Consider the following 21,255-nt stretch of genomic DNA (forward strand, 5'->3'; position numbering starts at 1 on the left):
CGGGCCGACGAAGACCACGATCTCGCCGGCGGGGATCGTCAGCGAGAAGTCCTCCACCGCAGGGGCGGCGCTCCCGGGGTAGTGCTTCGTGACGCTGTTCCACCTCCAAGCCGAGATCCTGCTGGTCGAAGGTGACGCCGACATGCCGGGTACTCACCCCGGCCGAACCGTCCGCGCCGATCACCACCAGGGCGGTCACCTCGGCACCGTCGGCGAGACTGACGGTAGCCGTACGCTCGCTCTGGGAAACGGCCCGGACCAGACTGTTCTGCCGGACCGTCGCGCCCACCTGGACCGCCGCCTGGTACCAGGCATGGTCGAAGTCGTCGCGGCGCACCATGGTGACCACCGGCTCACCCGGCGACCGGCGGGTGAAACCGCGCCGGCCGTCATGGGTGAAGGTGACCGCGTTGATCGTGTCGCGAGCCGGCACAGCGAGCCGCTCGGCGCTCATCCGCAGCGAGATCCCGAGCAATCCGCCGCCGCAGGTCTTGTAGCGGGGATGCTCGGATCGCTCCAGAACCACCACCCGGGCCCCGGCCGAGGCTGCCGCATGCGCGGCCGACAGCCCGGCGGGACCCGCCCCGATCACCGCGACGTCCCACTCCGGGTTCTCCAGCACGTCTGCAGTTTAGATACCGTCTTCTGCGAACCTTCCTCACGATTAACGGGGTGCACTTGAGCACAGTCGTGGCGACCGACCTGCGGACCTCCACCGTGTCCGTGTCGCGGGCCACCACCGCGCCGGAGGTGACGGCCGCGAGCGCGACCCGGTACCCGGCGGGGGCCTCCAGGTCGAGGAGGGCGATGCCGGCGGCGCCCGGCAGGCCTTCGGGGGTGGCCAGCACGGCGGGAGGCGTCGCGTCGCGCAGGGTCAGCCCGTCCATCGGGACGGCGAGGCCCAGGCGGACCGCCTTGAGGATCGCCTCCTTGCGGACCCAGGTGCGCAGGAACAGGTCGACGGTCGACGGCGGCGGGCTGACGGGGCCGGCGAGGCCGGCGGGTCCGGTAGGTCCGGCAAGCCCGGCGGATCCGGCAAGCCCGGCGGATCCGGCAAGCCCGGCGGCCCGGCGCTCGACGTCGTCGACGGCCGACCGCCGGGCAGGCGCGACGTCCGGGCGGCCGAGCGCCTCGGCGCCTGCCCAGACCAGCGGACCTGCCGCGTCCCGCTCGGCCGGAGAGGTCGCGCCTCGCCAGGTCGCCTCGTCGACGGTCGGCGCGGCGCCGATGCCTCCCTCGACGTCGATCCCGATCTCCACGCCGTCGGCCAGCGCCACGAGGACGAGGTCCCCCGCGTGGGCGATCGAGACGTCGAGGGTCGCTCCGGGGACGTGCGGCTTCCCGCCGGGCCGCGGCACGACGAGGTCGACGACGCCCGGGGCGACGCCGAGCCGCGCCCCGAGCAGCCGCCGGGCGAGGGTGCGCCCGGTGACGAACCGCGCGGCGTCCTCGGGCCGGCGGAAGCGAGCGGCGCGCTCGCGCTCGTCCGCGCTCAGCCCGGCGAGGGTGCTCGCGTCGACGGGGCGCGGCGCCGCGCGGGCGACCACGACCTCCACGATCGCATCGCCGGCGCCCGCCGGGAAGCGCGGCACGTACGGCGGAGGGTCCGTGGCCCCGTCGCGCGTCGGGTCGTCGACCGGCATCGCGCGGATCCTCCCACGCGGTGGGGCCCGGGGTCGTGGCCGGCGGGCCGCCATGCCGACCAGGAAACCTTCCTACTGGGAACCAACGCTGGTGCCCGTCACCGACCGCTCCCGCCCGCCCGCCGACCCCACCACGCCCACCAGGAAACCTTCCTACTGGGAACCAACGCTGGTGCCCGTCGCCGACCGCCCGCCCGCCCGCCGACCCCCGCGGCCTCGCACCCGCCCACCGCGCCGCCCCGCGGACCCGTCCGCGGGCGCGCCCGGGTCCTACCCCACCGCCCGCGCCGCCGCACGCCCCGCGGTCCGGCCCGAGAACAGGCAGCCGCCCAGGAACGTGCCCTCGAGCGCGCGGTAGCCGTGCATCCCGCCACCGCCGAAGCCGGCGACCTCGCCCGCCGCGTAGAGGCCGGGGACCGGCTCGCGGGCGCCCGCGCCCGCCTCGCCGTGGGGCGCACTGGCGAGGCCGTCGACCTTCCGCAGCACCCGACCGTCGAGGTCCGTGTGCAGCCCGCCGAGGGTCTTGCGGGTGAGGATCGAGAGCTTGACCGCGATCAGCGGGCCGGCCTCGGGGTCCAGCAGGCGGTGCGGCTTGACGACGCGCGTGATCCGGTCCACGAAGTACTTCCGCGCGCCGTGGATGGCGGTCAGCTGGAGGTCCTTCGTGTACGGGTTGTCGACCTCGCGGTCGCGCTGCACGATCGTGCGCTGCAGGTCCTCGAAGTCGATCAGCGGCGTGTCGGTCTTGCTGTTCATCCCGCGGACGAGCGCCGCGAGGTCCTTCTCGACCACGAAGTCGACGCCGTGGTCCATGAACGCCTGGACCGGGCCGGGGGGCCCCGACGACAGGCGCGCCTTCAGGGTCTCCAGGACGCTCTTGCCGGTGATGTCGGGGTTCTGCTCCGACCCCGAGAGCGCGAACTCCTTCTCGATGATCCGCTCGGTCAGGACGAACCACGTGTGCTCGTGGCCCGAGTGCATGATGTGGTCGAGCGTGCCGAGGGTGTCGAAGCCCGGGAACAGCGGCACCGGCAGCCGCTTGCCGGTCGCGTCCAGCCACAGCGACGAGGGCCCGGGGATGATCCGGATCCCGTGCGCGGTCCAGATCGGGTCCCAGTTGTGGATCCCCTCGACGTAGTGCCACATGCGGTCGGGGTTGATCGTCTCGCCGCCGGCGTCCTGCGTGATGCGGATCATCCGGCCGTCGACGTGGTCGGGGACGCCGGAGATCATGTGCTTCGGGGCGGTGCCGAGGCGGGCGGGCCAGTTCTCGCGGACGAGGTCGTGGTTGGCGCCGATGCCGCCCGAGGTGACGATGACGGCCTGGCCCCGCAGCTCGAAGTCGCCGGTCTCCTCGCGGGAGCTCTTGACGCCGCGCGGGACGTCCGACGGCACGAGCGTCCGGCCGCGCACCCCGACGACCGCGCCGCCCTCGACGATCAGCTCGTCGACGCGGTGGCGGAAGCGGAAGCGGACCTTGCCGGCGACGACCGCCCGGCGGACGCGCTCCTCGAACGGCGCCATCACGCCCGGGCCCGTCCCCCACGTCAGGTGGAAGCGCGGCACCGAGTTGCCGTGCCCGCCGGCGTCGTAGCCGCCGCGCTCCGCCCAGCCGACCTGCGGCATGAGCTTGATGCCCTGGCCGGTGATCCACTCGTGCTTCTCGCCCGCGGCCCAGTCGACGTAGGCCTCGGCCCAGCGGCGCGGCCACTCGTCCTCGGGCCGGTCGAACCCGGCGGTCCCGAGCCAGTCCTGCCACGCCAGGTCCCGCGAGTCCCTGATCCGCATCCGCCGCTGCTCCGGCGAGTTCACGAGGAACAGCCCGCCGAGCGACCAGAACGCCTGCCCACCGAGCGACTGCTCGGGCTCCTGGTCGACGAGCAGGACGGTCCGCCCGGCGTCGGCCAGCTCGGCCGTGGCGACCAACCCGGCGAGCCCCCCGCCCACGACGACGACGTCGGCCTGCTCCTGCGCGCTCATGCCGTGATACTCGCGCTTCGGGGCGTCCGGCGGGGAACACCTACCGGCGGTAGGTCCGCGGCCCGGAACCCGGCGCCGCTGCGACCGGGCGGGACCGCGGTCCGCCTGGCCCCGTCCCCGACACGACGGCCGGTCGATCTCGCGCTCCGTCGTCCCGGTGGGGCACTCAGCGCATGGTTTCGTACCTCGTCAGCACCACGCCGCCCGGGAACGTCCGGGTCTCCACCAGGGCCAGGTCGACCCAGGTGTCCAGGGCCGGGAAGAACGGCGTGCCGCCGCCCACCAGGACCGGCGCCGTGACGAGCACGTAGTCGTCGACCAGCCCGGCCCGCACGGCCGCCGCGGCAAGCGTGGCGCCGCAGATGTCCATGGGCCCGCCGTCCTCGGCCTTGAGCCGGGCGATCTCGGCGACCGCGTCACCGGTGACCAGGCGGGCGTTGCCGTCGACCGCGCCGGCCGTCGAGGAGAACACCACCTTCGGCATGTCGCGCCAGCGGCGGGCGTACTCGGCGTGCGCCGGCGTGACGCCGGGCTGCTGGTCGGCGGTCGGCCAGTGGGAGCTCATCCCCTCCCAGATCCGGCGCCCGTACAGCGCCAGGCCCGTCGCCGCCACCCGGTCGGACCACCACTGGAACAGCTCGTCGCTCGGCGCGCTCCAGCCGAGGTCGTCGCCGGGCGCGGCGACGTAGCCGTCCAGGGTCACGTTCATGGCAAAGGTCAGTTTCCGCACAGCGTCAGCCTTCCGTCGATCGGGATCTCGGCGTACAGACCAGCCGGGCACGGAAGACTCATCGGTCGGTCCGCACCGCGGGCCGGTCGCTTCGGGATCCACCCCGGCGGCCTCGCGGGACACGAGCCGGGCGGTGCACGGCCCTCGCCCCACGGGCGCACGCCGTGCACCGCCCGACAGCCATCGCTCGAGACGTCCAGGCCGGGCACACCCGGACCTGACACCGACCCGCCTCAGTCCCGCGCCACCGCCACCGACCCGGCCGGGAAGGCCGGGTCGCAGCCCTGGTCGACCGGGATGCCGACGCGCAGGAGCGCGGGGCCCTCGGCGGCGAGCCACGAATCCATCGCGGCGTCGAGGCCCGCGGGGTCGTCGACCGACCACGTGGGGACGCCGAAGCCGCGGCCCAGGGACTCCCAGTCCAGGCCGGGCAGCGACGACGCGGCGCGGCGGCCGGCGTAGTGGGTGTCCTGCTGCTGGCGGACCATGCCGAGCGACGCGTTGTCGAAGAGGAGGACCTTGACCGGGGTGCCCTCGTCGACCGCGGTCGCGAGCTCCTGGAGGTGCATGACCAGCGAGCCGTCGCCGGTGACGCAGACGACGGGCCGGTCGTCGCCCTCGTCGGTCGACAGCGCGGCGCCGATCGCGGCGGGCAGGCCGAAGCCCATCGTCCCGAGGCCGCCGGAGGTGATCCAGCGGCGGGTCGTCGCGAAGCGCAGGCGCTGGGCGGCCCACATCTGGTGCTGGCCGACGTCGGTGGTCACCAGCGCCTGTCCGCCCGTCAGCTCCTGGAGGCGATCGAGGGTGGCCTCGGCGCTGATCGTCGCGCCACCGTCGACGCCGTGCGCGACCCGGCGGGGCGCGTGCTCGGCGCGCCAGGCGGCGATCCGCTGCCACCACGGGCGCAGCTCGGCGGCGACCGCGCCCTCCGCGGCCAGCTCCTGCAGCGCCGTGGCGATCCCGGCCAGCGCGGCCTTCGCGTCGCCGACGACGGGGACGTGTGCGGCGACGTTCTTGCCGATCTCCGACGCGTCGGCGTCGACGTGCACGACCCGCGCGAGGGGCGCGAACGCCGACAGGTCGCCGGTCACCCGGTCGTCGAAGCGCGCGCCGACGCAGACGATGAGGTCGGCCTCGTGCAGCGCGCGGTTGGCCGGCACCGCGCCGTACATGCCCGGCATGCCGAGCCAGCGGACGTCGTCGCCGGGGATCGCGCCCAGGGCCATCAGGGTCGTCACGACGGGCAGGTCGTAGCGGCGGGCGAGGGCGGTCAGCTCGGGCTCGGCGCCGGCGTGGACGACGCCGCCGCCCGCGTAGAGGACGGGACGCCGCGCGGCCGCGATCGCCTCCGCGGCCCGGCGCAGCTGGCGGCCGTTCGGCGTCGCGCGCGGCCGGTAGCCCGGCAGCGACGGGGTCGAGCGGGCGCCGCGGGCGGGCGCCTTCAGCAGGTCGGACGGCACGTCGACGACCACGGGACCAGGCCGGCCGGTGCCGGCGATCACGAACGCCTCGTGGATCGCCGCCGCGACGTCGTCGGCCCGCTCGACCGCGATGCCGTGCTTGACGATCGGCGCCGTCATGCCGATGACGTCGCACTCCTGGAAGGCGTTCGAGCCGCGCAGGGTCGTCGGCACCTGGGCGGTGATGAAGACCGTCGGGACCGAGTCCGCATAGGCGTCGGCGATCGCCGTGACGAGGTTCGTGGCGCCCGGGCCGCTGGTGACGATCGCGACGCCGGTGCGGCCGGAGGCCTTCGCCCAGCCCTCCGCCGCGTGGCCCGCCGCGGCCTCGTGCCGGACGAGGACGTGGCGCAGCGCGGAGGCGTCGATCGCGTCGTGCAGCGCCAGCGACGCACCGCCGGGCAGGCCGAAGACCGTGTCGACGCCCTCGGCCAGCAGGGCCTCGACGAGCCGGTCGGCGCCGCGCGGGGCGGACGAGCGGGCGAGCACGACGTCTTCCTCCGCCGGGGCGGCGCCGTCGGCGGGCGTGCCCGGGGCGGCGTGCGTGGACTCGGGCGCGCTCATCGAGGGGCTCCCGCGGGATCGGGGCTCACCGCGTCGGCCCACGGGCGGCGGTCGATCGCCGTGAAGGCCTCCTCGCCCATCCCGACCGCGACCGCGACCGCGGCGACGACGGCGCGGTCCGCCACGAGGGCGAGCTGCGGCGACGCGACGAGGATCGACCCGAGGCCGGTGGCCGGGATCGTGCTGCGGTGGGAGCGGTGCGTGGTGGGGAGCATGTTCGTGAGGGGTCCGGGGGAGCGCACGAGGACGCTCCCGGGTTCGGGGGCGAGCGGCGGCGTGTCGGGAGACTCAGGACTCGGGTCCGGCGGGCGGCCGGGACGCGGGTGCTGTGCCTAGCGGAGGCCGGCCGTGAGGCCGGGTACTACGAGCACGCCGAGGCGGACGCCGAGGGCGCCCGCGGGAAGAAGCGGCGTGGTGTGACGGTGAGTCACGGGCCCACATCATGCACCACCGGCCCGCGGAACGCCACCTCGGACGGTCGTCCAGGCGGTCCCTCGGGCCCGGTCGGGTGCGACCGGACCGGCGCCAGGGCCGGTGCGGCGAGCACCGCGGGACCCTTGCCGACCGGCCCTTCGGCGCTTCCCGGGTACGGGCCGGGAGTCGGCCGGCACCGCTTGTCGGTGCCGCACCGCGGGACTCCCGCCGGTCGCCCGTGCGACCCTTCCCCGGTGAGCACCGAGCGCCCCGCCGTCGACCGCCTCGTGGACGCCGGCGAGGTCGAGCTCGCCCTGATCGAGCGCGGCGAGGGCCCGCTCGTCGTGTGCCTGCACGGGTTCCCCGACAGCGTCTTCAGCATGGTCCCGCTGCTGGACACCCTGGCCGCCGCCGGGTTCCACGCCGTCGCGCCCGCGATGCGCGGCTACGCCCCGTCGTCGCTGCCGCCACGGCGTCGCACCACGCCGGTCGACCTCGCCCGCGACGTCCTCGCGATCGCCGACGCGCTCGGCGAGGAGGAGCTGATGGTCGTCGGGCACGACTGGGGTGCCGTCACCGCGCACACGGTCGCGACGCTGGCGCCGCACCGGATCCGGCGGATCGTGATGGCCGCCGTGCCGCACACGCACTCCGTGATCACGCGGCCGTCGCTCAAGCAGGCGTGGCGGTCGCGCTACATGGTCCAGTTCCAGGTGCCCGACGTGCCGGAGCGCATCATCGGCCGCGACGGCCTGCGCTGGATCGACGAACTGGTCCGCCGCTGGTCGCCCGGCTGGAGACCGTCGGCGGAGCAGCTCGCGACGATCCGCGCGGGCCTGCAGGGCCAGGGCCGGATGTCGGCCGCGCTCGGCTACTACCGTGGCATCCCCCTCGCCCTGGCGGACGCCGACGCCCGCCGGATCGTCTTCGGCGAGGTCCCCGTCCCCGCGCTCGTCATCCGCGGCGAGGCCGACCACTGCATGGGCGCCGAGCGCTTCGACGACCTCGGCGACCGCTTCACCGGCGGCGTGCGCCTGGCGTCGATCCCCGGCGCCGGGCACCACATGCACCTCGAGGTGCCGGAGGTCTTCGCCGACCACGTCCTCGCGCACCTGACCGCGGCCTGACCCGCGGCGCGCCCGCGACGGCGTCGCACGCGCCCGCCGGCCGGTCTGCGACGCGCCCGGGCCGCGGTGCGTCGGCGACCCGGCGTCGTGCCAGCACTCGGCGAACGCGCCGAGGCGACGACCGCCCGCGACGCGCCGGGCGATCACCCACCGGGGCCCGCACCGATCCGTGCCCGGCCGTCCTCCGCGCCCGGTAGGCTCGCCGCCCGAGGACGGGGTACGCGCAGCCGCGCGGCCCCGGCGCACCAGGGGGACCGCGTGTCGCAGTACGGCATCAGCACCACGATCGACGGGATGGGCGCCGCGATCGACGAGGTCGGCGTCGTGGTCGTCGCGCCGAGCGACGAGGTCGCCCGCGCGGAGCTGGCCTCGGAGCTCCAGGCCCGACCACCGGCCTGGGGACCGGCCCTGCTGCTCCCCGGCATCGTGCTCGCCGCCGTCGTCGCGGTGATCGCCTTCACCGTCCTCGGCTCGGGCGGGTAGGCGCTACAGCGCGCCCTGCTCCCCGCCGAGCGGCAGCGCCTCGTAGTTGCGGATGTCCGGCGCCCGCTCCAGGAGCTCGTCGGCACGCGAGAGGACAGCCGCGATGTGCGGGGTCCCGAAGTGGGCGCCGAGCGCCTCCGGGCCCGACCACTTCTCGACCGTCGTGAACTCCCGCGGGTTCTCCGTGCCCCGGTGCAGCGCGTAGAACAGGCAGCCCTCCTCGCCCTGGGAGGCGAGCACGAGCGCGGAGAGCGCGGCCTCGGTCTCGGCCTCCTTCCCCTCGCGGGCGTGGATGTGGGCGACCACGACGATGCTCATGGAGCGACGCTATCCGCGGCGCGTCGCGGGAGGGGAACGTGGCAGGCCGACGGCCCCGACGCGGACCGAGATCCGGAGACCGGGGGCGACGGGCCGGCGCAGGGGCCAGGTCGCGGCCGCACGGCGGTCCGGCGCGTCACGTGGCCCCGAAGACGTGGTCCGCCGCTGGTCCCCGGCGAGGCCGGGTGCGACGATCCCCCCATGAGCGCCCGCGACCTGGTCCACGTGACCACCGCCCTCGGCCGCCTGGCGCGGGGCCGCGCCGGCGTCGGGGTGCCCGTCGCGCAGATCGACGAGGAGATCGGCCGGGGGCACGGCGACATGCGCACGCCGCTGAACCTCGCCGACCTGGCCGCCCGCGGCCACGCCGAGGAGCAGACCGACGGGACCTGGGCGCTGACCGCCGCCGGCGTGGCCCGGCTCGAGGCCTGAGCGTGGCCGGCCGCGAGACGCCCGCCACCCGCGCCGCGAAGGCCGCCGGCGTGCCGTTCACGCTGCACGAGTACCCGCACGACCCGGCCGCCGACTCGTACGCGCTGGAGGCGACGGAGGCCCTCGGCCTCGACCCCGAGCGGGTTCTGAAGACCCTGGTGATCGACCGCGACGAGCGGCTCGTGGTCTGCGTCGTCCCGGCCGCGGACACGCTCGACCTGCGGGCGCTCGGCAAGCGGACCGCGATGGCCGACCCCGCCCGCGCCGAGCGCGCCACCGGCTACGTCACCGGCGGCATCAGCCCGCTGGGCCAGCGGCGGCCCCTGCCGACGCTGGTGGACGAGAGCGCCACGCACCACGACACGGTCTTCGTCAGTGCCGGCCGCCGCGGGCTGGAGATCGAGCTCGCGCCCGCCGACCTCGTCGCGCTGACCGGCGCCGAGGTCCGGCCGATCCGCCGCGCGGCGGGCTGACTGGGCCGCCGAGGACGCCGACGAGGCCCAGCAGCGTGCCGGTGTGCCGCATCCCGTCGCCCGCGGCCTCGCGCAGCCGCCCCACGCGGACCGTGCCGTCGGCCTCGACCTCGACGGTCACCGCGGCGTTCAGCCCGAGCTTGCCGAGCCGCGAGGCCTCCTTCAGGACGTCGAGCACCTCGTCCGCCCGCGCGGGGTCCTCCAGGCGGATCGAGACGACGTTCTCGTGGGTCATGCGTGCTCCGTGGTCGGCGCCGCGCCCGGACCGGTCGCGGCTGCAGGAGTCTCGTGCCCGCCCGGGTCCCCGCGCAAGCGCTGGGCGGCCAGCCAGCCGGTCCGCGCCGAGTTCCGCACCTCCACGGTCCAGAACTCGATGCGACCGGGGAGGGTCGTCCCGCCGGCCCGCCCCGGGCCGAGTTCCGTACCTCCACGGTCCAGAAGTCGATGTGACCGGCGAGGGCCGTCCCGCCGGCCCACCCCGCGCCGAGTTCCGCACCTCCACGGTCCAGAACTCGATGCGACCCTCCCGCCGATCGGCCGCCACACCCTCGCGCCCGCGGCCCTCAGGGCAGCAGCACGATCTTCCCGCGCGTCGACCGCTCCGCCAGACGCACGTACGCGTCGCGGACCTGGTCGAGCGGGTAGGCCGCCGCGATCGGGACGTCGATCCGGCCCGACGCCACGAGGCCGGCGACCTCGGCGACGGCGGCGGCGCTCGCGACCTCGGAGGTGCCCTGGGCGCTCACGCCGTGCTCCTCGACGGCGGCGAAGTCGAAGATCGTGTTGATCCGCTCCTTCGCGACGCCGAGCTCCAGCGCCAGGTCGACGTAGCCGCCGCCGAACAGGTCGATCAGCCCGTCGACCCGGCCGCCCGCGGCCTGGCGTACCCGCTCCAACGCGCCGTCGCCGTGGGCGACCGGGACGATCCCGTGCTCCCGCAGCCAGCCGTGGTTGCGCTCGCTCGCCAGCCCGATCACGGTCGCCCCGGACTCGCGGGCCAGCTGCGACGCGTAGACGCCGACCCCGCCGGCGGCGGCCGAGACCACGACCACCTCGCCGTCCTGCGGCGCGACGGCCCGCACCGACGCGTACGCGGCCATCCCGGCCACGAAGAGCGAACCGGCCACGTCCCACGGGACCGCCGCGGGCTTCGGGGCGAGCTGGTCGGCCGGGACGACCACGAGCTCGGCCTGGCTCCCGCGCTCGTCGGTCCACCCGAGCACCTCGTCGCCGGCCGCGAAGGCCGTGACGCCCACGCCGACCTCCTCGACGACGCCGGCGAGGTCGCTGCCCTGCCCGGACGGGAACGTCGCGGGCCAGCGGTCCTCGAACACGCCCTCCCGGACCGCGATCTCCCCCGGGTTGATCCCGGCCGCCCGCACCCGCACCAGGACCTGCCCCGCGCCGGGCTCCGGGCGGTCGACCTCGCGGACCTCCAGGACCTCCACGCCGCCGTATCCGTCGAACCGCACTGCCTTCGGCATCCCCTGCTCCTTCGTCGTCGTGTGCTGCGCCATCCATCGTGCGCCGCAGGGCCCCGCCCGGCGACTACCCGATCGGGCAGTCCTGCTCGCCGTCCGGGCAGGCGGGCCGGGCAGGGCGGCGGGCTACGATCGGTCCATGAGCGAGCCAGCACCGCGCGATCCGATCTGGGCCCTCGCCGCCGCGGCCCGCCTGGTCGAGTCCGCGCGGCCCGCGTCGCTGCCGACGCTGCACCCGATCCTGGGCGAGCTCCTGCCCGCGGGCGAGGACCGGCTGATCGCGATGCTCACCGGCGACTGCTCCCGCGCGCCGCTGAAGGTCCACGGCGGACGGACCCTCCCCGCCGCCCCGACCAGCGCCGAGCTCGCGCAGCTCGCCGGCCGGGTCGTGCCGGGCGAGCCGTGGGTGGGCGTCGCACCCCTCGCGGGCGCCGAGCGGCGCCTGCTCGCCGTCGCCGCGTCCCCGCCCGGGTCCGCGGGCACGCTGCTGGCGGTGGTGCTCGAGGACGACGCCGAGGAGGGCCGGACCGGGGCCGAGCCGGCCGGAGCCTCCGGCGACGCGGCCCCCGCGGCGGGCCCGGGCCCCGCCGTCCGGGCGATCGTGCAGGGCCTCTGGAACGTCCTGGCCGCCTCGCTGGCCGAGCGCGCCGCGGACACGCCGCCGGGCACCGTCGTCGAGAACCTCGCCGCCGCGCAGGAGCGGGCGCGGGCGATCGCCGAGCTCGGCGACGCGCACGAGGCGACGCTCGCGGCGCTGCTCGGCACCCTCCGGGCCCGCGACGTCGACGACCGCGCCGCCCGCGCCGCCGCGACCGACGTCGCCGTCGCCGCCCTGATCGAGCTGCGCGAGGCCGGGGACCGGGACCGCGCGCTCAGCGAGGAGCCCGCGGACGCCGCGTTCGCCCGCCTCGCCGGCGAGCTCGGGCCTCTCACGCGGTTCGGCTCCGCCGCGCTGGAGCTCGCGGGGCCCGACGGCGACCGCGCCCTGCCCGCCGAGATCGCCCACGCCGCCCGGGCGGTCTCCCGCGGCGTCGCGCTGGTGCTGCTGGACCAGGACGCCGTCACGCGGATCCGCCTGGAGTGGCGGCTGACCGACGACGCCCTGCTCGTCACCGCCCGCGACGACGGGCCCGGCGCGATCACCGGCGACGCCCTCGCCGTCCACCGCACGACCGAGCGCGTCGCCGCCCTGGGCGGCACGGTCGCGGTCGAGGCGGTCCCGGGGTGGGGCACGACGGTCACCGTCCGCGTGCCGCTGACGCCGGTGGCGGCACCGGACAGCAGCCCGCTGAGCGTCCTGGGAGAGCGTGAGCTGCAGGTCCTCGCCGAGCTGACGCGCGGAGCCCGCAACCGCGAGATCGCCGCGACGCTGTCGGTCACCGACCACACCGTGAAGTTCCACGTCGCCAACGTCCTGCGCAAGCTCGGCGTGCGTTCGCGGGGCGAGGCCGCGGCGCTCGCGCGCGAGCACGGGGTCGGCGGCACGGCCCCCGAGGCGGCCCCCGGACCGCGCCTGCGCGCCGTCGCCGGGGGCCGCTGACGCGCCGGGTGGCGGACACCTGGTCGACCGGCGCGAGATTCTTCCGCGGGCCGCAGCCCACGGAGGGTCCGCCGTTCTACTATGTGCCGATGCGCACGTCCCGTCCCACGCGTTCCGCCGCGGCCCGGCCGTGACCCCCGAGCGCGGCGTGCATCCCCGTCGCTCGGCGGTGCAGGAGCGGTCGGTCGACACCGTCGACGCGATCGTCGAGGCCGCGGCCCACGTCTTCGCGCGCGACGGCTACGAGGGCGGGACCACCGGGCGGATCGCGGAGCGCGCCGGCGTGACGGTCGAGACGGTCCACCGGTACTTCGCGGACAAGGACGCGATCCTCGTCGCGCTGGTCGAGGAGCACCTCGACGGCGCGTACGCGGCGCTCACCCCGCTGCTGACCGACCTCGTCACCCAGTCGCCGCCGATCGCCGACGGCGTGTCGCGGATGCTCAAGGCGCTCGTCGCCCTGCACCGCAGCCACCCTGCGCTGCACCGCGTGCTGTTCGAGGAGGCCCCCCGGCCCGTCGCGCTGCGCCACCGGGTCGAGCGCACGATGGCCGCCGCGGTCGAGGCCGTCACGGGCTACCTGGAGTCCCGGCCCGAGGTCGTCCCGTCCGACCGCCGGATCGCCGCGCACCTCGTGGTGCAGGTCGCCGAGAGCGTCACGCACAACCTCGTCATCAATCCCCGGGACGGCACCGATCCCGAGGAGTACGTGCGGCAGACCGAGCAGATGCTCGTGCGGTACCTCACGGGTCGCTGACGGCCGCGGACCCGGCTCGCTCCGACGCCGTCGGCACGGGTCGAGCGCGAACAGCCCGGCCCCGGGCATCCCACGGCCCCGGCGGCGGACGGCCCCGTGCCGCGAGGCCGGGCACCGGGTAGCGGTATGACTGCCGGGCGGACCCCGCCCGCCGGCGTCCGCGCGACGTCCCCCACGACCCGGAGCCACCGACCCGTGAGCACCTCCTCCACGAGCACGTCCCCCGCCCCCACCGTCCCGCTCGCCAACGGCGCGCGGATGCCCCGGCTGGGCCTCGGCACCTGGCCGCTGGACGACCGCGAGGCGGAGGTCGCCGTGGCGCAGGCCGTCGGGATCGGCTACCGCCTGATCGACACCGCGTTCAACTACGGCAACGAGGTCGGCGTCGGCCGCGGGCTGGCGGCGAGCGGCGTGAAGCGCGAGGAGCTCTTCGTCACCACGAAGCTCAACAAGGAGGACCACGGCGTCGACGAGGTCCAGCGGGCGTTCGAGCGCAGCGCGACGAAGCTCGACGTCGACTACATCGACCTCCTGCTGATCCACTGGCCCAACCCGGCGCAGGACCGCTACGTCGACGCCTACCGGGGCCTGGTCCGGCTGCTCGAGGACGGGCGCGTCAACGCCATCGGCCTGTCGAACTTCAAGCCCGCGCACGTCGACCGCATGCTGGAGGCCACCGGCGTCGTGCCCGACGTCGACCAGATCGAGCTGGACCCGACGCGGACCCGCGCGGCGGAGCGCGAGTACCTGCAGGCCAAGGGCATCCTCTGCGAGGCCTGGAGCCCCCTGGGCGGCAAGGACGCGGGGATCCGCGAGCACCCCGTCGTGACCCGGATCGCCGAGCGGCGCGGCCGGACGGCGGGGCAGATCGTCCTGCGCTGGCACCTGGAGATCGGCGACGTCCCCGTCCCGAAGTCCGCCGACGCGGGCCGCCAGCGCGAGAACCTCTCGGTCTTCGACTTCGTCCTGACCCCGGACGAGGTCGCCGAGATCAGCGCGCTGGACCGCGGCGGCGAGGGCATCACGGACTCGGACGCCTTCGGGCACTGACCGGCCCGGGCCGCCTCAGAGCGTCCCCGTCTTCGGGGGCGCCGACGGCGGGGCCGGAGCGGCCACCGGGTCCAGCGCGACGGCCTGGATCTCCGTCCGGAAGTCCGTCCAGCTGCGCGAGCGGCCGCAGACGAAGAGCACGACGGTGCGCGCGTCCGCCGCGGTGGCCGTCGGCCGGAAGCAGTCCCGCCCCTCGGGGCTGACCCGGCGGACGCCCCGCCAGGTCCGGCCGCGGTCCGCGCTGGACCACTGCTCGACGCGGATGCGGTGGTCGAGCATCCGGCCGAGGTAGACCGTGTAGGGGTCGTTCGGGTCGATCGTCATACCCCCGGCCTCGAGGCGCCCGCCGAAGTCCGAGAACGCCCGGGCGATCTGCGTGAGCCGCCAGTGCGTGCCGGTCCAGCGCCCGAAGAGGTAGTGCTGCGGTCCCCGCGGGTTGCCGACCGAGAACGCGACGAGCGGGTGGCCGTGGCCGTCGTCGGCGACGTCCATCACCCACGCCTGACGCAGGCGGCGGTCGAAGCGGTAGACCTCGTCGCCCTTCGCCGCGGGGATCGGCAGGCCGCGCAGGCCGGCGACCAGGGTGCCGTCGGCGCGGGTGAAGCGGCCGTCGCGGTACTCGAGGCAGTGGACCCCGGTGTGCCCCTGGTTCGGGTGCCGCTCGGTGTAGCACATGTGCACCAGCCCGCTGCCGGGCGGACCGGCGCCGTACTTCGCGTACGGCCGGGCTCCGCGCGGGCCGACGACGATCTCGCGGGCCCGGCCCCAGCGGTCGCCCTCCTTGATCGCGAACGTCGGCTCCCAGCACCCGCCGCGCCAGGCGACGAACGTCTTGTCGTTGCTCAGCGCGATCGCGTTGGGATAGGTGAACCCGAGCTCGCCGGGGGCGTTGACCGGCACACGGCGGGTGCGCGTCCAGCGGTCGAACCGGCCCGGCGCGACGGTCATCCGGTAGTACATGTGGCCCGGCCCGCTGCGCGGGATGAACCGCCCGGAGTGCGGGCTGAAGAACGCCACGATCCGCCCGTCGGCGGTCGGCAGCAGGCTCGGGTTGTTGTGGTCGTCGGTGCCGGTGTGGCCGATCACGACCTTGCTGGAGGCGTGCGGCGCCCCGGGCACGAAGCGCGCGACCACCACGTCGCCGCTCCGCGTCACCCAACCCGTGTAGACGATCCCGCCGACGGTGATCGCGCGCTGGTCGCCGAAGAAGCTCCAGGCCCCCCGGCCCAGGATCGTCGGCCGCCGGGCGGCGGGCGCGAGCGGCCCCGAGACCTCGGGCGGCCCCTGCACGTGCGCGACCTGGCTCTGCGCGCGCAGGCAGTCGGTGGGGACGGCGGCCCCGCGGACGGGCGGGGGCCCGGCGAGCGCGGCGACCAGCGCCACGAGCAGGGCGGCCGCAGCGCACAGGACGACCAGCGATGGGCGGACGGGGAGCGGTGGGCGCGACACGGCGCGACCTCCTCGGGGATCGGGACGGAGCAGGTCCCCGGGGGCGGACCGGACCGGGAGGATAACACTGGTCATCGCGCGCGATTCGCCGTCCGCGCGGCGCCCGGACGAGCGTCGCAGGGAGCCGATCCGGACGCGGTCACGGGCTGTCCGCATTGCAGGTGAGGGTGTCCCCATGCCTTCCATCACCCGCATCGACTTCGTCCCGATCCCCACACAGGACGCCGACCGCGCCCGCGCGTTCTACCGCGACGTCCTCCGCCTCGACGAGGACGCGCACACCGTCGGCAAGCCGTTCTCGGAGTTCAGCCTCGGCGACACGACGCTCAGCGTCTGGGACCCGACCAGCGCCGGCCGCGAGTTCCAGGCCAACACCAACGCGATCGCGCTGCACACCGACGACGTCGCCGGGATGCGCGAGGAGCTCGAGGGCCGGGGCGTCGCGTTCTTCGCCCCGACGTTCGACACCGGCGTCTGCCACATGGCGTTCTTCGCGGACCCCGACGGCAACCCCCTGATGCTCCACGGCCGCCACGTGCCGCGCGACTGAGGCCGACGCGAGCGGCGCCGCGACACAACTTTCGGCCACGTGGTGGGTTCCTACCCCCGAACACGTCGCCGACCGCGTCCACCGACGCCCCGGGCCGACGACCGTCCTCCGCCCCCATCGAGGAGCCCCTCCGTGACCTCCCTCCGCCGGTTCCGCCGGTCGGTGACGCGCGTCCTGATCGCGTGCGCCTGCCTCATCGCCCTCGCCACCGGTCTCGCCGTCGCCGCCGCCCCAGCGTCTGCCGCGAGCAGCATGGTCACGACGATGGCCGACGACGGCGTGCTGAACGGCGCGCACGGCGACCCCGCGCCGATCGTCGCGCAGTGGAAGGCCTCGGGCGTCGAGAACGTCCGGATGTTCGCCGAGTGGGCGCACATCGCCCCCAGCCCGGACGCCACGAAGCCGCCGGCGGGCTTCGACGGCACGGCCGAGGGCGCGTACGACTTCACCGACCTGGACCGCAAGATCGACCTGATCCGGCAGAACGGGATGACGGTGACGCTCGTCGTCACCGGGCCCGGCCCGATCTGGGGCTCGCTCGAGCCGGCGCGGCGCAACAACCGCTGGCGGCCGAGCCCCGCGATGTTCGGCGACTTCGCCCACGCGGTGGCGAAGCACACCGCCGCCCGGGTGGACGACTACATCGTCTGGAACGAGCCGAACGTCGCCACCTGGCTGCAGCCGCAGAACATCTGCACGGGCACCAAGTGCCGCGTCTACTCGCCGCACCTCTACCGCAAGCTCGCCGCCGCGGGCTACGACGCGATCCACGCCGAGGACCCGAGTGCCACGATCGCGATCGGCGCCACGTCCTCGCGGGGCGACCGGTTCGTCGTGCGCACCAACGGCACCACCCAGCCGCTGACGTTCCTGCGCGAGCTCGCCTGCGTCGACTCCAAGTACCGGAAGAGGACCACCGGCGACTGCCGCGGCTTCGTCGCTCCCAAGGGCAACGTGCTGGCGTACCACCCGCACTCGAGCCGGTACTCCCCGTCGTACCGCTCGCCGTACACCGGCGACGCCCGGATGGGCGACCTCGGCCGGCTGACCACCGTCGTCGACAAGCTCACGAAGGCCGGACGCCTGAAGGTCGTCGGCGCCTCGCGGTTCCCGCTGTGGCTCGACGAGTACGCGTACGAGACCAACCCGCCGGACAAGGACCTCGGGATCTCCCCCGCCGCGCAGTCCGCGTGGTCGCAGTGGGGCTGGTGGATCGCCTGGCACAACTCGCGCGTGAAGATGCTCGCCCAGTACGAGTGGATCGACGAGGGCGACGCGGACGCCGACGCCGACCCGCACGGCTGGCAGTCGGGGCTGTACTTCCAGGGCGGCAAGGCCAAGCCGATCGCCCAGGCGTTCCCGAACCCGATCTTCGGCTACCGCACGACCAAGACCGCCGTGGTCTGGGGTCAGGTCCGCACCGCGACCGGCCCCATGAGCGTGCGCCTGCAGCGGTACTCCGGCGGCGCGTGGCGCGCCTACAAGACCCTCACCACCGACTCCCGCGGCGCGTTCACCCGCACCGTCCCGCGGTCCACGACGGCGAAGTACCGCTACCAGTACGTCTCGCCCGTCGACGGCAGCACGAAGACCAGCACCTCCACCGCCCTGCGCAAGCGCTGAGCGGCGCCTCTCCCCCGATCCCCCGGAGCACCATGACGAGAACCACCGACCGCACCCCGACCAGCCCGCCCGGGCCGTCCGCAGGGCGGACCATGGGCCCTGCTCGACGTGACCGGCGCCTCCGCCGAGCACGTGCTCGGGTCGATCGACGCGATGAAGCTGCGGTCGTCGATGACGCTCTTCCTGCGGGCGGCACCGGACGAGGCCGCGTTCCGGGCCGTGCTGGACCGGTGGTTCGGCGGGGAGGCGGACGGCGCGACGGACGCGCGGGTGTGACCCGCGGCACCGGCGCGCCGCGTGGGCGCCAGGACGGCACCGGGGCCGGAGCCGCCTGCGTCGGCCCAGCACCCTCCACGGAGGCGGGAGCCGCGCGGAGGAGGGACGCCTCACGGGCGCCGGAGCCGCAGGGCGCGGAGCGCCCACGGGCCCGCAGCCGCCGGAAGACCGCGCCGCGCCCGGCCTACGCGAGGCGGTCGGGGTCGACCGTGACCTCGCCGAGGAGCGACGACGGGACGCCGCGCTCCGACCGGTCGCGGGCGACCCGGCGCACGCGCCGGGCGAACGACGCCTCGTCGGCGATCAGGCGGGCGAGCACGACGTCGGCGGACCGGGCACGGCGACCGAGGTCGTCGGCGAAGGACGGCGCGCGGGTCCCGACGGCGACGGCCGCCGAATCGTGATCGCGTCCGCCGGAGGTGGCGGCACTGGAGTGGGAGGACATCGGGTTCTCTGCTTCGACGGAGTTCGCGCCGATCGGACCTGCGGCAGCCGGCCCGATCGGTACTTCCAAAGGCTTGGAACTTCCTAGACGTTGTAACACACCGGAGTGTCCGCTCCGTTTACAGCGGGGATTCCCCGGTGCCGCGGGTCGGGCCGAAGCCCGGCGGCGGACCGTCGCCACCCCGCGCGCGCCCGGAACAGGCGGCGAGCGGCCGTCCCTGGCCGTCTCCACGGCCACAGGGAGGCGCTCCCGTGGGACGCCACTCACGGCCCACGGACGGCCGCAGCGATACTCCAGGCGTGAGCGACGACGGACGGCGGATCCGAGGGGCGGCGAGCCGCGCGCAGCTGATCGAGGCGGCGCTCGGCATCCTCGAGCGGGAGGGCGCCCAGGGCGTCACCCAGCGGGCCGTCGCGCGCGAGGCCGGTATGGCGGCCAACGCCGTCACCTACCACTTCGGATCGGTCGACAACCTACTCACGTCGGCGATCGAGGCCGGGAGCGTGGCGTGGTCGAAGGCCCTCGCGGGCATCCCGCCGGAGTCCTTCGCGCGCGACGTCGCCGCGAACCTCCTGGCGGAGCTGGCGAACGACCGCTCGCGGATGGTCGCCGAGATCGAGCTCTACCTGTTCGCCGCGCGCCGGCCCGCCCTGCGCCCGGCCGCGCGCCGATGGACGGACGCGGTCACCTCCGCCTTCGGGGACCTGACCGAGGTCGAGCGGCGGTCGCTCGTGGCGGCGGTCGACGGGGTCTGCATCCAGCTCCTGCTCGCCGACGAGCCGCCGTCGGCCGAGGCGATCCAGCAGGTGATCGAGCGGGCGCTGCCGGGACCCCGGGCGGGGTGACGGGCGCGCCGTTCGAGGTTGACAGCGCACACGGGTCGTGAATATTGTGCGAGCGAACTACTAGTTCGGTCGGTCGACTTTCTGGCAGGGTCCCGCGAGGGTCGCCCGCCGATCGTCGGCCGGACGATCGGAACGTGGAGCGGAGACGCATGACCGACGGCGAGCAGTACCGACAGCTCTTGACCCAGGCCTACGACGGCGAACGGCTGGGCGTCGTGCTCGGCCGCGAGCTGGCGGCGCGCACCGACGATGCCGGGGAACGCGCCGTCTACCACGCGTTCGAGCGGGTCGAGTCGGTGGCCCGCGCCCAGCTCGAGCCGATGATCGCCGCCGCCGGTGCCGCCGAGGACGTGCTCGACGAGGACGCGGTCGAGCGACAGGGCGCCGACCTGGCCGGGCAGATGGCAGCGCAGCCGCGCACCGTGGCCTGGACGGGGATCCTCCCGGAGTTCGAGCGGTTCATCGGCCACCTCGAGCGGCTGCGCGACCTGGCGCCGGCCGGCGACCGTCGGCCCTACAACGTCCTCGTCGACCACGAGGTGGCCTCCGTCGCGATGGTGCGGGCTGTCATCGACGACGACCTGGTCACGGCCGAGCGCGTCCTCCGGGGCTTCCTCGACGCGGCCACCTCCTGACCGGTCTCGACGGAGGCCTCGAGCGTCGGCCGGCCGGTACCGCGCCGGGCGACGACGCCCGCCCGGCGGACCCGCGCCGGGCCGCGACCCGGCGCTCGTCGACGCCTCAGTCGCCGCCGAGGAGATCGGCGCCCGCCGTGTCGTTCAGCGCCGTCAGGACGTTGGAGGACACGCCGCGGGTCGAGCGGTCGTAGTCGAAGTACAGGTGACGGCCCCCGGGGGTCGTCGCGGTCACCGACGTGCGGGTGCCGTCGAGCCAGACGCCGATCGTCCCGGCCTGCACCTGCACGTCCGGGCCCGCCAGCGCCACGGCGGACACCGCCTTCCCCAGGACCGCGGTCCCGCTGATCACCTGCGCGGCCGTCGGATGGCGGTGGGACGGGATCCCGGTGAACGCCAGGCTGGTCGCGCCGGCCATGAGGCCCGCGAGGTCGCGCTCGTGCAGGTCGTCCTCTTCGGCGGCGTTCAGCGCGACGCTCGCCGTGGCGACGGTCGACATCGACTGCGACCGGCGCGTCTTCTCCACGGCGACGACCTTGGCGACGCAGCAGTCGAACCCCTTCGGGATCTGCAGGTGCACCCCGCATCGCCGAGCGTTCAGCGTCCGGCGCCGTTCCGCGTCCCGCACGGGGCCGGGGAACCGCGTTGCCGCGTTTCGGGGCCGGGCGTCGGTCACCCCGGAAACGCCGGAGGGCCCGCTCTCGCGGGCCCTCCGTGTCCTCGGTGTCCGTAGTCGGGGAGACAGGATTTGAACCTGCGACCGCCCGGCCCCCAGCCGGGTGCGCTACCAGACTGCGCCACTCCCCGAGGACGCGGAAGGCTACCGCAGAAGGCCGTCCGCGGTCGCCCGGTATCGCCTCGCGTGCGTCCCGGCCCGACCCCGATCGACGGGACGCTCGCCGGCCGGTCCCGCCGGCCCGCACCGAACCGGCCGTCGGTCCCGGCGCGGCTGGGCTTAGAGCCTGGATCCACCGATCCTC

At 75.4% G+C, this 21,255-nt stretch carries 23 protein-coding genes and 1 tRNA gene; 12 read left to right on the forward strand and 12 right to left on the reverse strand.

Features of this window, described 5'->3' with window-relative positions; genetic code table 11:
• The 5 genes from AB0L40_RS06580 to AB0L40_RS06600 form a co-directional block, all read right to left on the reverse strand.
• The coding region (locus AB0L40_RS06580; protein ID WP_364351020.1) for an FAD-dependent oxidoreductase at positions 1-619 on the reverse strand (619 nt) is incomplete at its 3' end.
• 1,294 nt (positions 620-1,913) lie between these two features.
• Positions 1,914-3,623, reverse strand: a complete 1,710-nt coding sequence (locus AB0L40_RS06585) for an FAD-binding dehydrogenase (protein WP_364351023.1) — start codon at positions 3,621-3,623, stop codon at positions 1,914-1,916.
• Between the two features lie 166 nt (positions 3,624-3,789).
• Positions 3,790-4,353, reverse strand: a complete 564-nt coding sequence (locus tag AB0L40_RS06590; RefSeq protein ID WP_364351026.1) for a dihydrofolate reductase family protein — start codon at positions 4,351-4,353, stop codon at positions 3,790-3,792.
• 233 nt (positions 4,354-4,586) lie between these two features.
• On the reverse strand, positions 4,587-6,377 hold the full coding sequence (gene ilvB / locus AB0L40_RS06595; RefSeq protein ID WP_364351029.1) for a biosynthetic-type acetolactate synthase large subunit: 1,791 nt from the start codon (positions 6,375-6,377) through the stop codon (positions 4,587-4,589).
• Complete coding sequence (locus tag AB0L40_RS06600; RefSeq protein WP_364351032.1) at positions 6,374-6,592, reverse strand: hypothetical protein; 219 nt, start codon at positions 6,590-6,592, stop codon at positions 6,374-6,376. Before AB0L40_RS06600 ends, ilvB begins: the two co-directional genes overlap by 4 nt.
• A gap of 453 nt (positions 6,593-7,045) precedes the next feature.
• Between AB0L40_RS06600 and AB0L40_RS06605 the strand changes: the two genes are divergently transcribed.
• The gene (locus AB0L40_RS06605) at positions 7,046-7,918 is read left to right on the forward strand and encodes an alpha/beta hydrolase (RefSeq protein ID WP_364351035.1); all 873 of its coding nucleotides are present in this window, start codon (positions 7,046-7,048) and stop codon (positions 7,916-7,918) included.
• Between the two features lie 258 nt (positions 7,919-8,176).
• On the forward strand, positions 8,177-8,401 hold the full coding sequence (locus AB0L40_RS06610; protein WP_364351038.1) for a hypothetical protein: 225 nt from the start codon (positions 8,177-8,179) through the stop codon (positions 8,399-8,401).
• Between the two features lie 3 nt (positions 8,402-8,404).
• Here AB0L40_RS06610 and AB0L40_RS06615 read toward each other — a convergent pair whose 3' ends face one another.
• Positions 8,405-8,719, reverse strand: coding sequence for a putative quinol monooxygenase (locus AB0L40_RS06615; RefSeq protein ID WP_364351041.1), 315 nt, complete (start codon positions 8,717-8,719; stop codon positions 8,405-8,407).
• A gap of 201 nt (positions 8,720-8,920) precedes the next feature.
• On the opposite strand from AB0L40_RS06615, the gene AB0L40_RS06620 reads away from it, so the two are divergent.
• Positions 8,921-9,151, forward strand: a complete 231-nt coding sequence (locus AB0L40_RS06620; protein ID WP_364351044.1) for a hypothetical protein — start codon at positions 8,921-8,923, stop codon at positions 9,149-9,151.
• 2 nt (positions 9,152-9,153) lie between these two features.
• Positions 9,154-9,624 carry a Cys-tRNA(Pro) deacylase gene (ybaK, locus tag AB0L40_RS06625; protein ID WP_364351047.1) on the forward strand — a complete coding sequence of 157 codons (471 nt, stop codon included), beginning with the start codon at positions 9,154-9,156 and terminating at the stop codon, positions 9,622-9,624.
• Here the strand turns inward: ybaK and AB0L40_RS06630 are convergent.
• Both AB0L40_RS06630 and AB0L40_RS06635 read right to left on the reverse strand, forming a co-directional pair.
• Positions 9,524-9,859: a hypothetical protein gene (locus AB0L40_RS06630; RefSeq protein WP_364351050.1), complete on the reverse strand. Its 336-nt coding sequence runs from the start codon at positions 9,857-9,859 to the stop codon at positions 9,524-9,526. The genes ybaK and AB0L40_RS06630 overlap by 101 nt on opposite strands.
• A gap of 328 nt (positions 9,860-10,187) precedes the next feature.
• A complete protein-coding gene (locus AB0L40_RS06635; protein ID WP_364351053.1) occupies positions 10,188-11,108 on the reverse strand; it encodes an NADP-dependent oxidoreductase in 921 nt (306 codons plus the stop codon).
• A gap of 136 nt (positions 11,109-11,244) precedes the next feature.
• On the opposite strand from AB0L40_RS06635, the gene AB0L40_RS06640 reads away from it, so the two are divergent.
• From AB0L40_RS06640 to AB0L40_RS06650, 3 genes are all read left to right on the forward strand, one after another.
• The gene (locus AB0L40_RS06640) at positions 11,245-12,645 is read left to right on the forward strand and encodes a LuxR C-terminal-related transcriptional regulator (protein ID WP_364351056.1); all 1,401 of its coding nucleotides are present in this window, start codon (positions 11,245-11,247) and stop codon (positions 12,643-12,645) included.
• 148 nt (positions 12,646-12,793) lie between these two features.
• The gene (locus AB0L40_RS06645) at positions 12,794-13,402 is read left to right on the forward strand and encodes a TetR/AcrR family transcriptional regulator (protein ID WP_364351058.1); all 609 of its coding nucleotides are present in this window, start codon (positions 12,794-12,796) and stop codon (positions 13,400-13,402) included.
• 258 nt (positions 13,403-13,660) lie between these two features.
• Positions 13,661-14,452: an aldo/keto reductase gene (locus AB0L40_RS06650; protein WP_364351155.1), complete on the forward strand. Its 792-nt coding sequence runs from the start codon at positions 13,661-13,663 to the stop codon at positions 14,450-14,452.
• A 15-nt stretch (positions 14,453-14,467) separates the two neighbouring features.
• Here the strand turns inward: AB0L40_RS06650 and AB0L40_RS06655 are convergent, their stop codons facing one another.
• A complete protein-coding gene (locus tag AB0L40_RS06655) occupies positions 14,468-15,901 on the reverse strand; it encodes a BNR-4 repeat-containing protein (protein ID WP_364351061.1) in 1,434 nt (477 codons plus the stop codon).
• A gap of 175 nt (positions 15,902-16,076) precedes the next feature.
• Here AB0L40_RS06655 and AB0L40_RS06660 point away from each other — a divergent pair, with 175 nt between their 5' ends.
• The 3 genes from AB0L40_RS06660 to AB0L40_RS06670 all read left to right on the forward strand — a co-directional run bounded on the left by AB0L40_RS06660 (position 16,077) and on the right by AB0L40_RS06670 (position 18,350).
• Complete coding sequence (locus AB0L40_RS06660; RefSeq protein WP_364351064.1) at positions 16,077-16,451, forward strand: VOC family protein; 375 nt, start codon at positions 16,077-16,079, stop codon at positions 16,449-16,451.
• A 132-nt stretch (positions 16,452-16,583) separates the two neighbouring features.
• Positions 16,584-18,074: a hypothetical protein gene (locus tag AB0L40_RS06665; RefSeq protein ID WP_364351067.1), complete on the forward strand. Its 1,491-nt coding sequence runs from the start codon at positions 16,584-16,586 to the stop codon at positions 18,072-18,074.
• Between the two features lie 108 nt (positions 18,075-18,182).
• The gene (locus AB0L40_RS06670) at positions 18,183-18,350 is read left to right on the forward strand and encodes a DUF1810 family protein (RefSeq protein WP_364351070.1); all 168 of its coding nucleotides are present in this window, start codon (positions 18,183-18,185) and stop codon (positions 18,348-18,350) included.
• Between the two features lie 184 nt (positions 18,351-18,534).
• Here the strand turns inward: AB0L40_RS06670 and AB0L40_RS06675 are convergent, their stop codons facing one another.
• On the reverse strand, positions 18,535-18,795 hold the full coding sequence (locus AB0L40_RS06675; protein ID WP_364351072.1) for a hypothetical protein: 261 nt from the start codon (positions 18,793-18,795) through the stop codon (positions 18,535-18,537).
• A 299-nt stretch (positions 18,796-19,094) separates the two neighbouring features.
• Between AB0L40_RS06675 and AB0L40_RS06680 the strand changes: the two genes are divergently transcribed.
• On the forward strand, positions 19,095-19,640 hold the full coding sequence (locus AB0L40_RS06680) for a TetR family transcriptional regulator (protein ID WP_364351074.1): 546 nt from the start codon (positions 19,095-19,097) through the stop codon (positions 19,638-19,640).
• Between the two features lie 134 nt (positions 19,641-19,774).
• Complete coding sequence (locus AB0L40_RS06685) at positions 19,775-20,275, forward strand: hypothetical protein (protein ID WP_364351076.1); 501 nt, start codon at positions 19,775-19,777, stop codon at positions 20,273-20,275.
• A 106-nt stretch (positions 20,276-20,381) separates the two neighbouring features.
• On the opposite strand, the gene AB0L40_RS06690 is transcribed toward AB0L40_RS06685, so the two are convergent.
• Together AB0L40_RS06690 and AB0L40_RS06695 are read right to left on the reverse strand one after the other, a co-directional pair.
• On the reverse strand, positions 20,382-20,855 hold the full coding sequence (locus AB0L40_RS06690) for a hypothetical protein (RefSeq protein ID WP_364351078.1): 474 nt from the start codon (positions 20,853-20,855) through the stop codon (positions 20,382-20,384).
• Between the two features lie 153 nt (positions 20,856-21,008).
• Positions 21,009-21,082, reverse strand: a tRNA-Pro gene (locus tag AB0L40_RS06695).
• Positions 21,083-21,255: the final 173 nt, after the last annotated feature.

It is taken from the genome of Patulibacter sp. NPDC049589 (assembly GCF_040675535.1).
GTDB lineage: Bacteria > Actinomycetota > Thermoleophilia > Solirubrobacterales > Solirubrobacteraceae > Patulibacter.

Bases quoted from the DNA above. Each gene is read 5' to 3' on its own strand.
- AB0L40_RS06630 (WP_364351050.1), bottom strand. From the start codon at position 9,859: ATGACCCACGAGAACGTCGTCTCGATCCGCCTGGAGGACCCCGCGCGG.
- AB0L40_RS06615 (WP_364351041.1), bottom strand. From the start codon at position 8,719: ATGAGCATCGTCGTGGTCGCCCACATCCACGCCCGCGAGGGGAAGGAG.
- AB0L40_RS06640 (WP_364351056.1), top strand. From the start codon at position 11,245: ATGAGCGAGCCAGCACCGCGCGATCCGATCTGGGCCCTCGCCGCCGCG.
- AB0L40_RS06660 (WP_364351064.1), top strand. From the start codon at position 16,077: ATGCCTTCCATCACCCGCATCGACTTCGTCCCGATCCCCACACAGGAC.
- AB0L40_RS06675 (WP_364351072.1), bottom strand. From the start codon at position 18,795: ATGTCCTCCCACTCCAGTGCCGCCACCTCCGGCGGACGCGATCACGAT.
- AB0L40_RS06650 (WP_364351155.1), top strand. From the start codon at position 13,661: ATGCCCCGGCTGGGCCTCGGCACCTGGCCGCTGGACGACCGCGAGGCG.
- AB0L40_RS06620 (WP_364351044.1), top strand. From the start codon at position 8,921: ATGAGCGCCCGCGACCTGGTCCACGTGACCACCGCCCTCGGCCGCCTG.
- AB0L40_RS06600 (WP_364351032.1), bottom strand. From the start codon at position 6,592: ATGCTCCCCACCACGCACCGCTCCCACCGCAGCACGATCCCGGCCACC.
- ilvB (WP_364351029.1), bottom strand. From the start codon at position 6,377: ATGAGCGCGCCCGAGTCCACGCACGCCGCCCCGGGCACGCCCGCCGAC.
- AB0L40_RS06585 (WP_364351023.1), bottom strand. From the start codon at position 3,623: ATGAGCGCGCAGGAGCAGGCCGACGTCGTCGTCGTGGGCGGGGGGCTC.
- AB0L40_RS06635 (WP_364351053.1), bottom strand. From the start codon at position 11,108: ATGCCGAAGGCAGTGCGGTTCGACGGATACGGCGGCGTGGAGGTCCTG.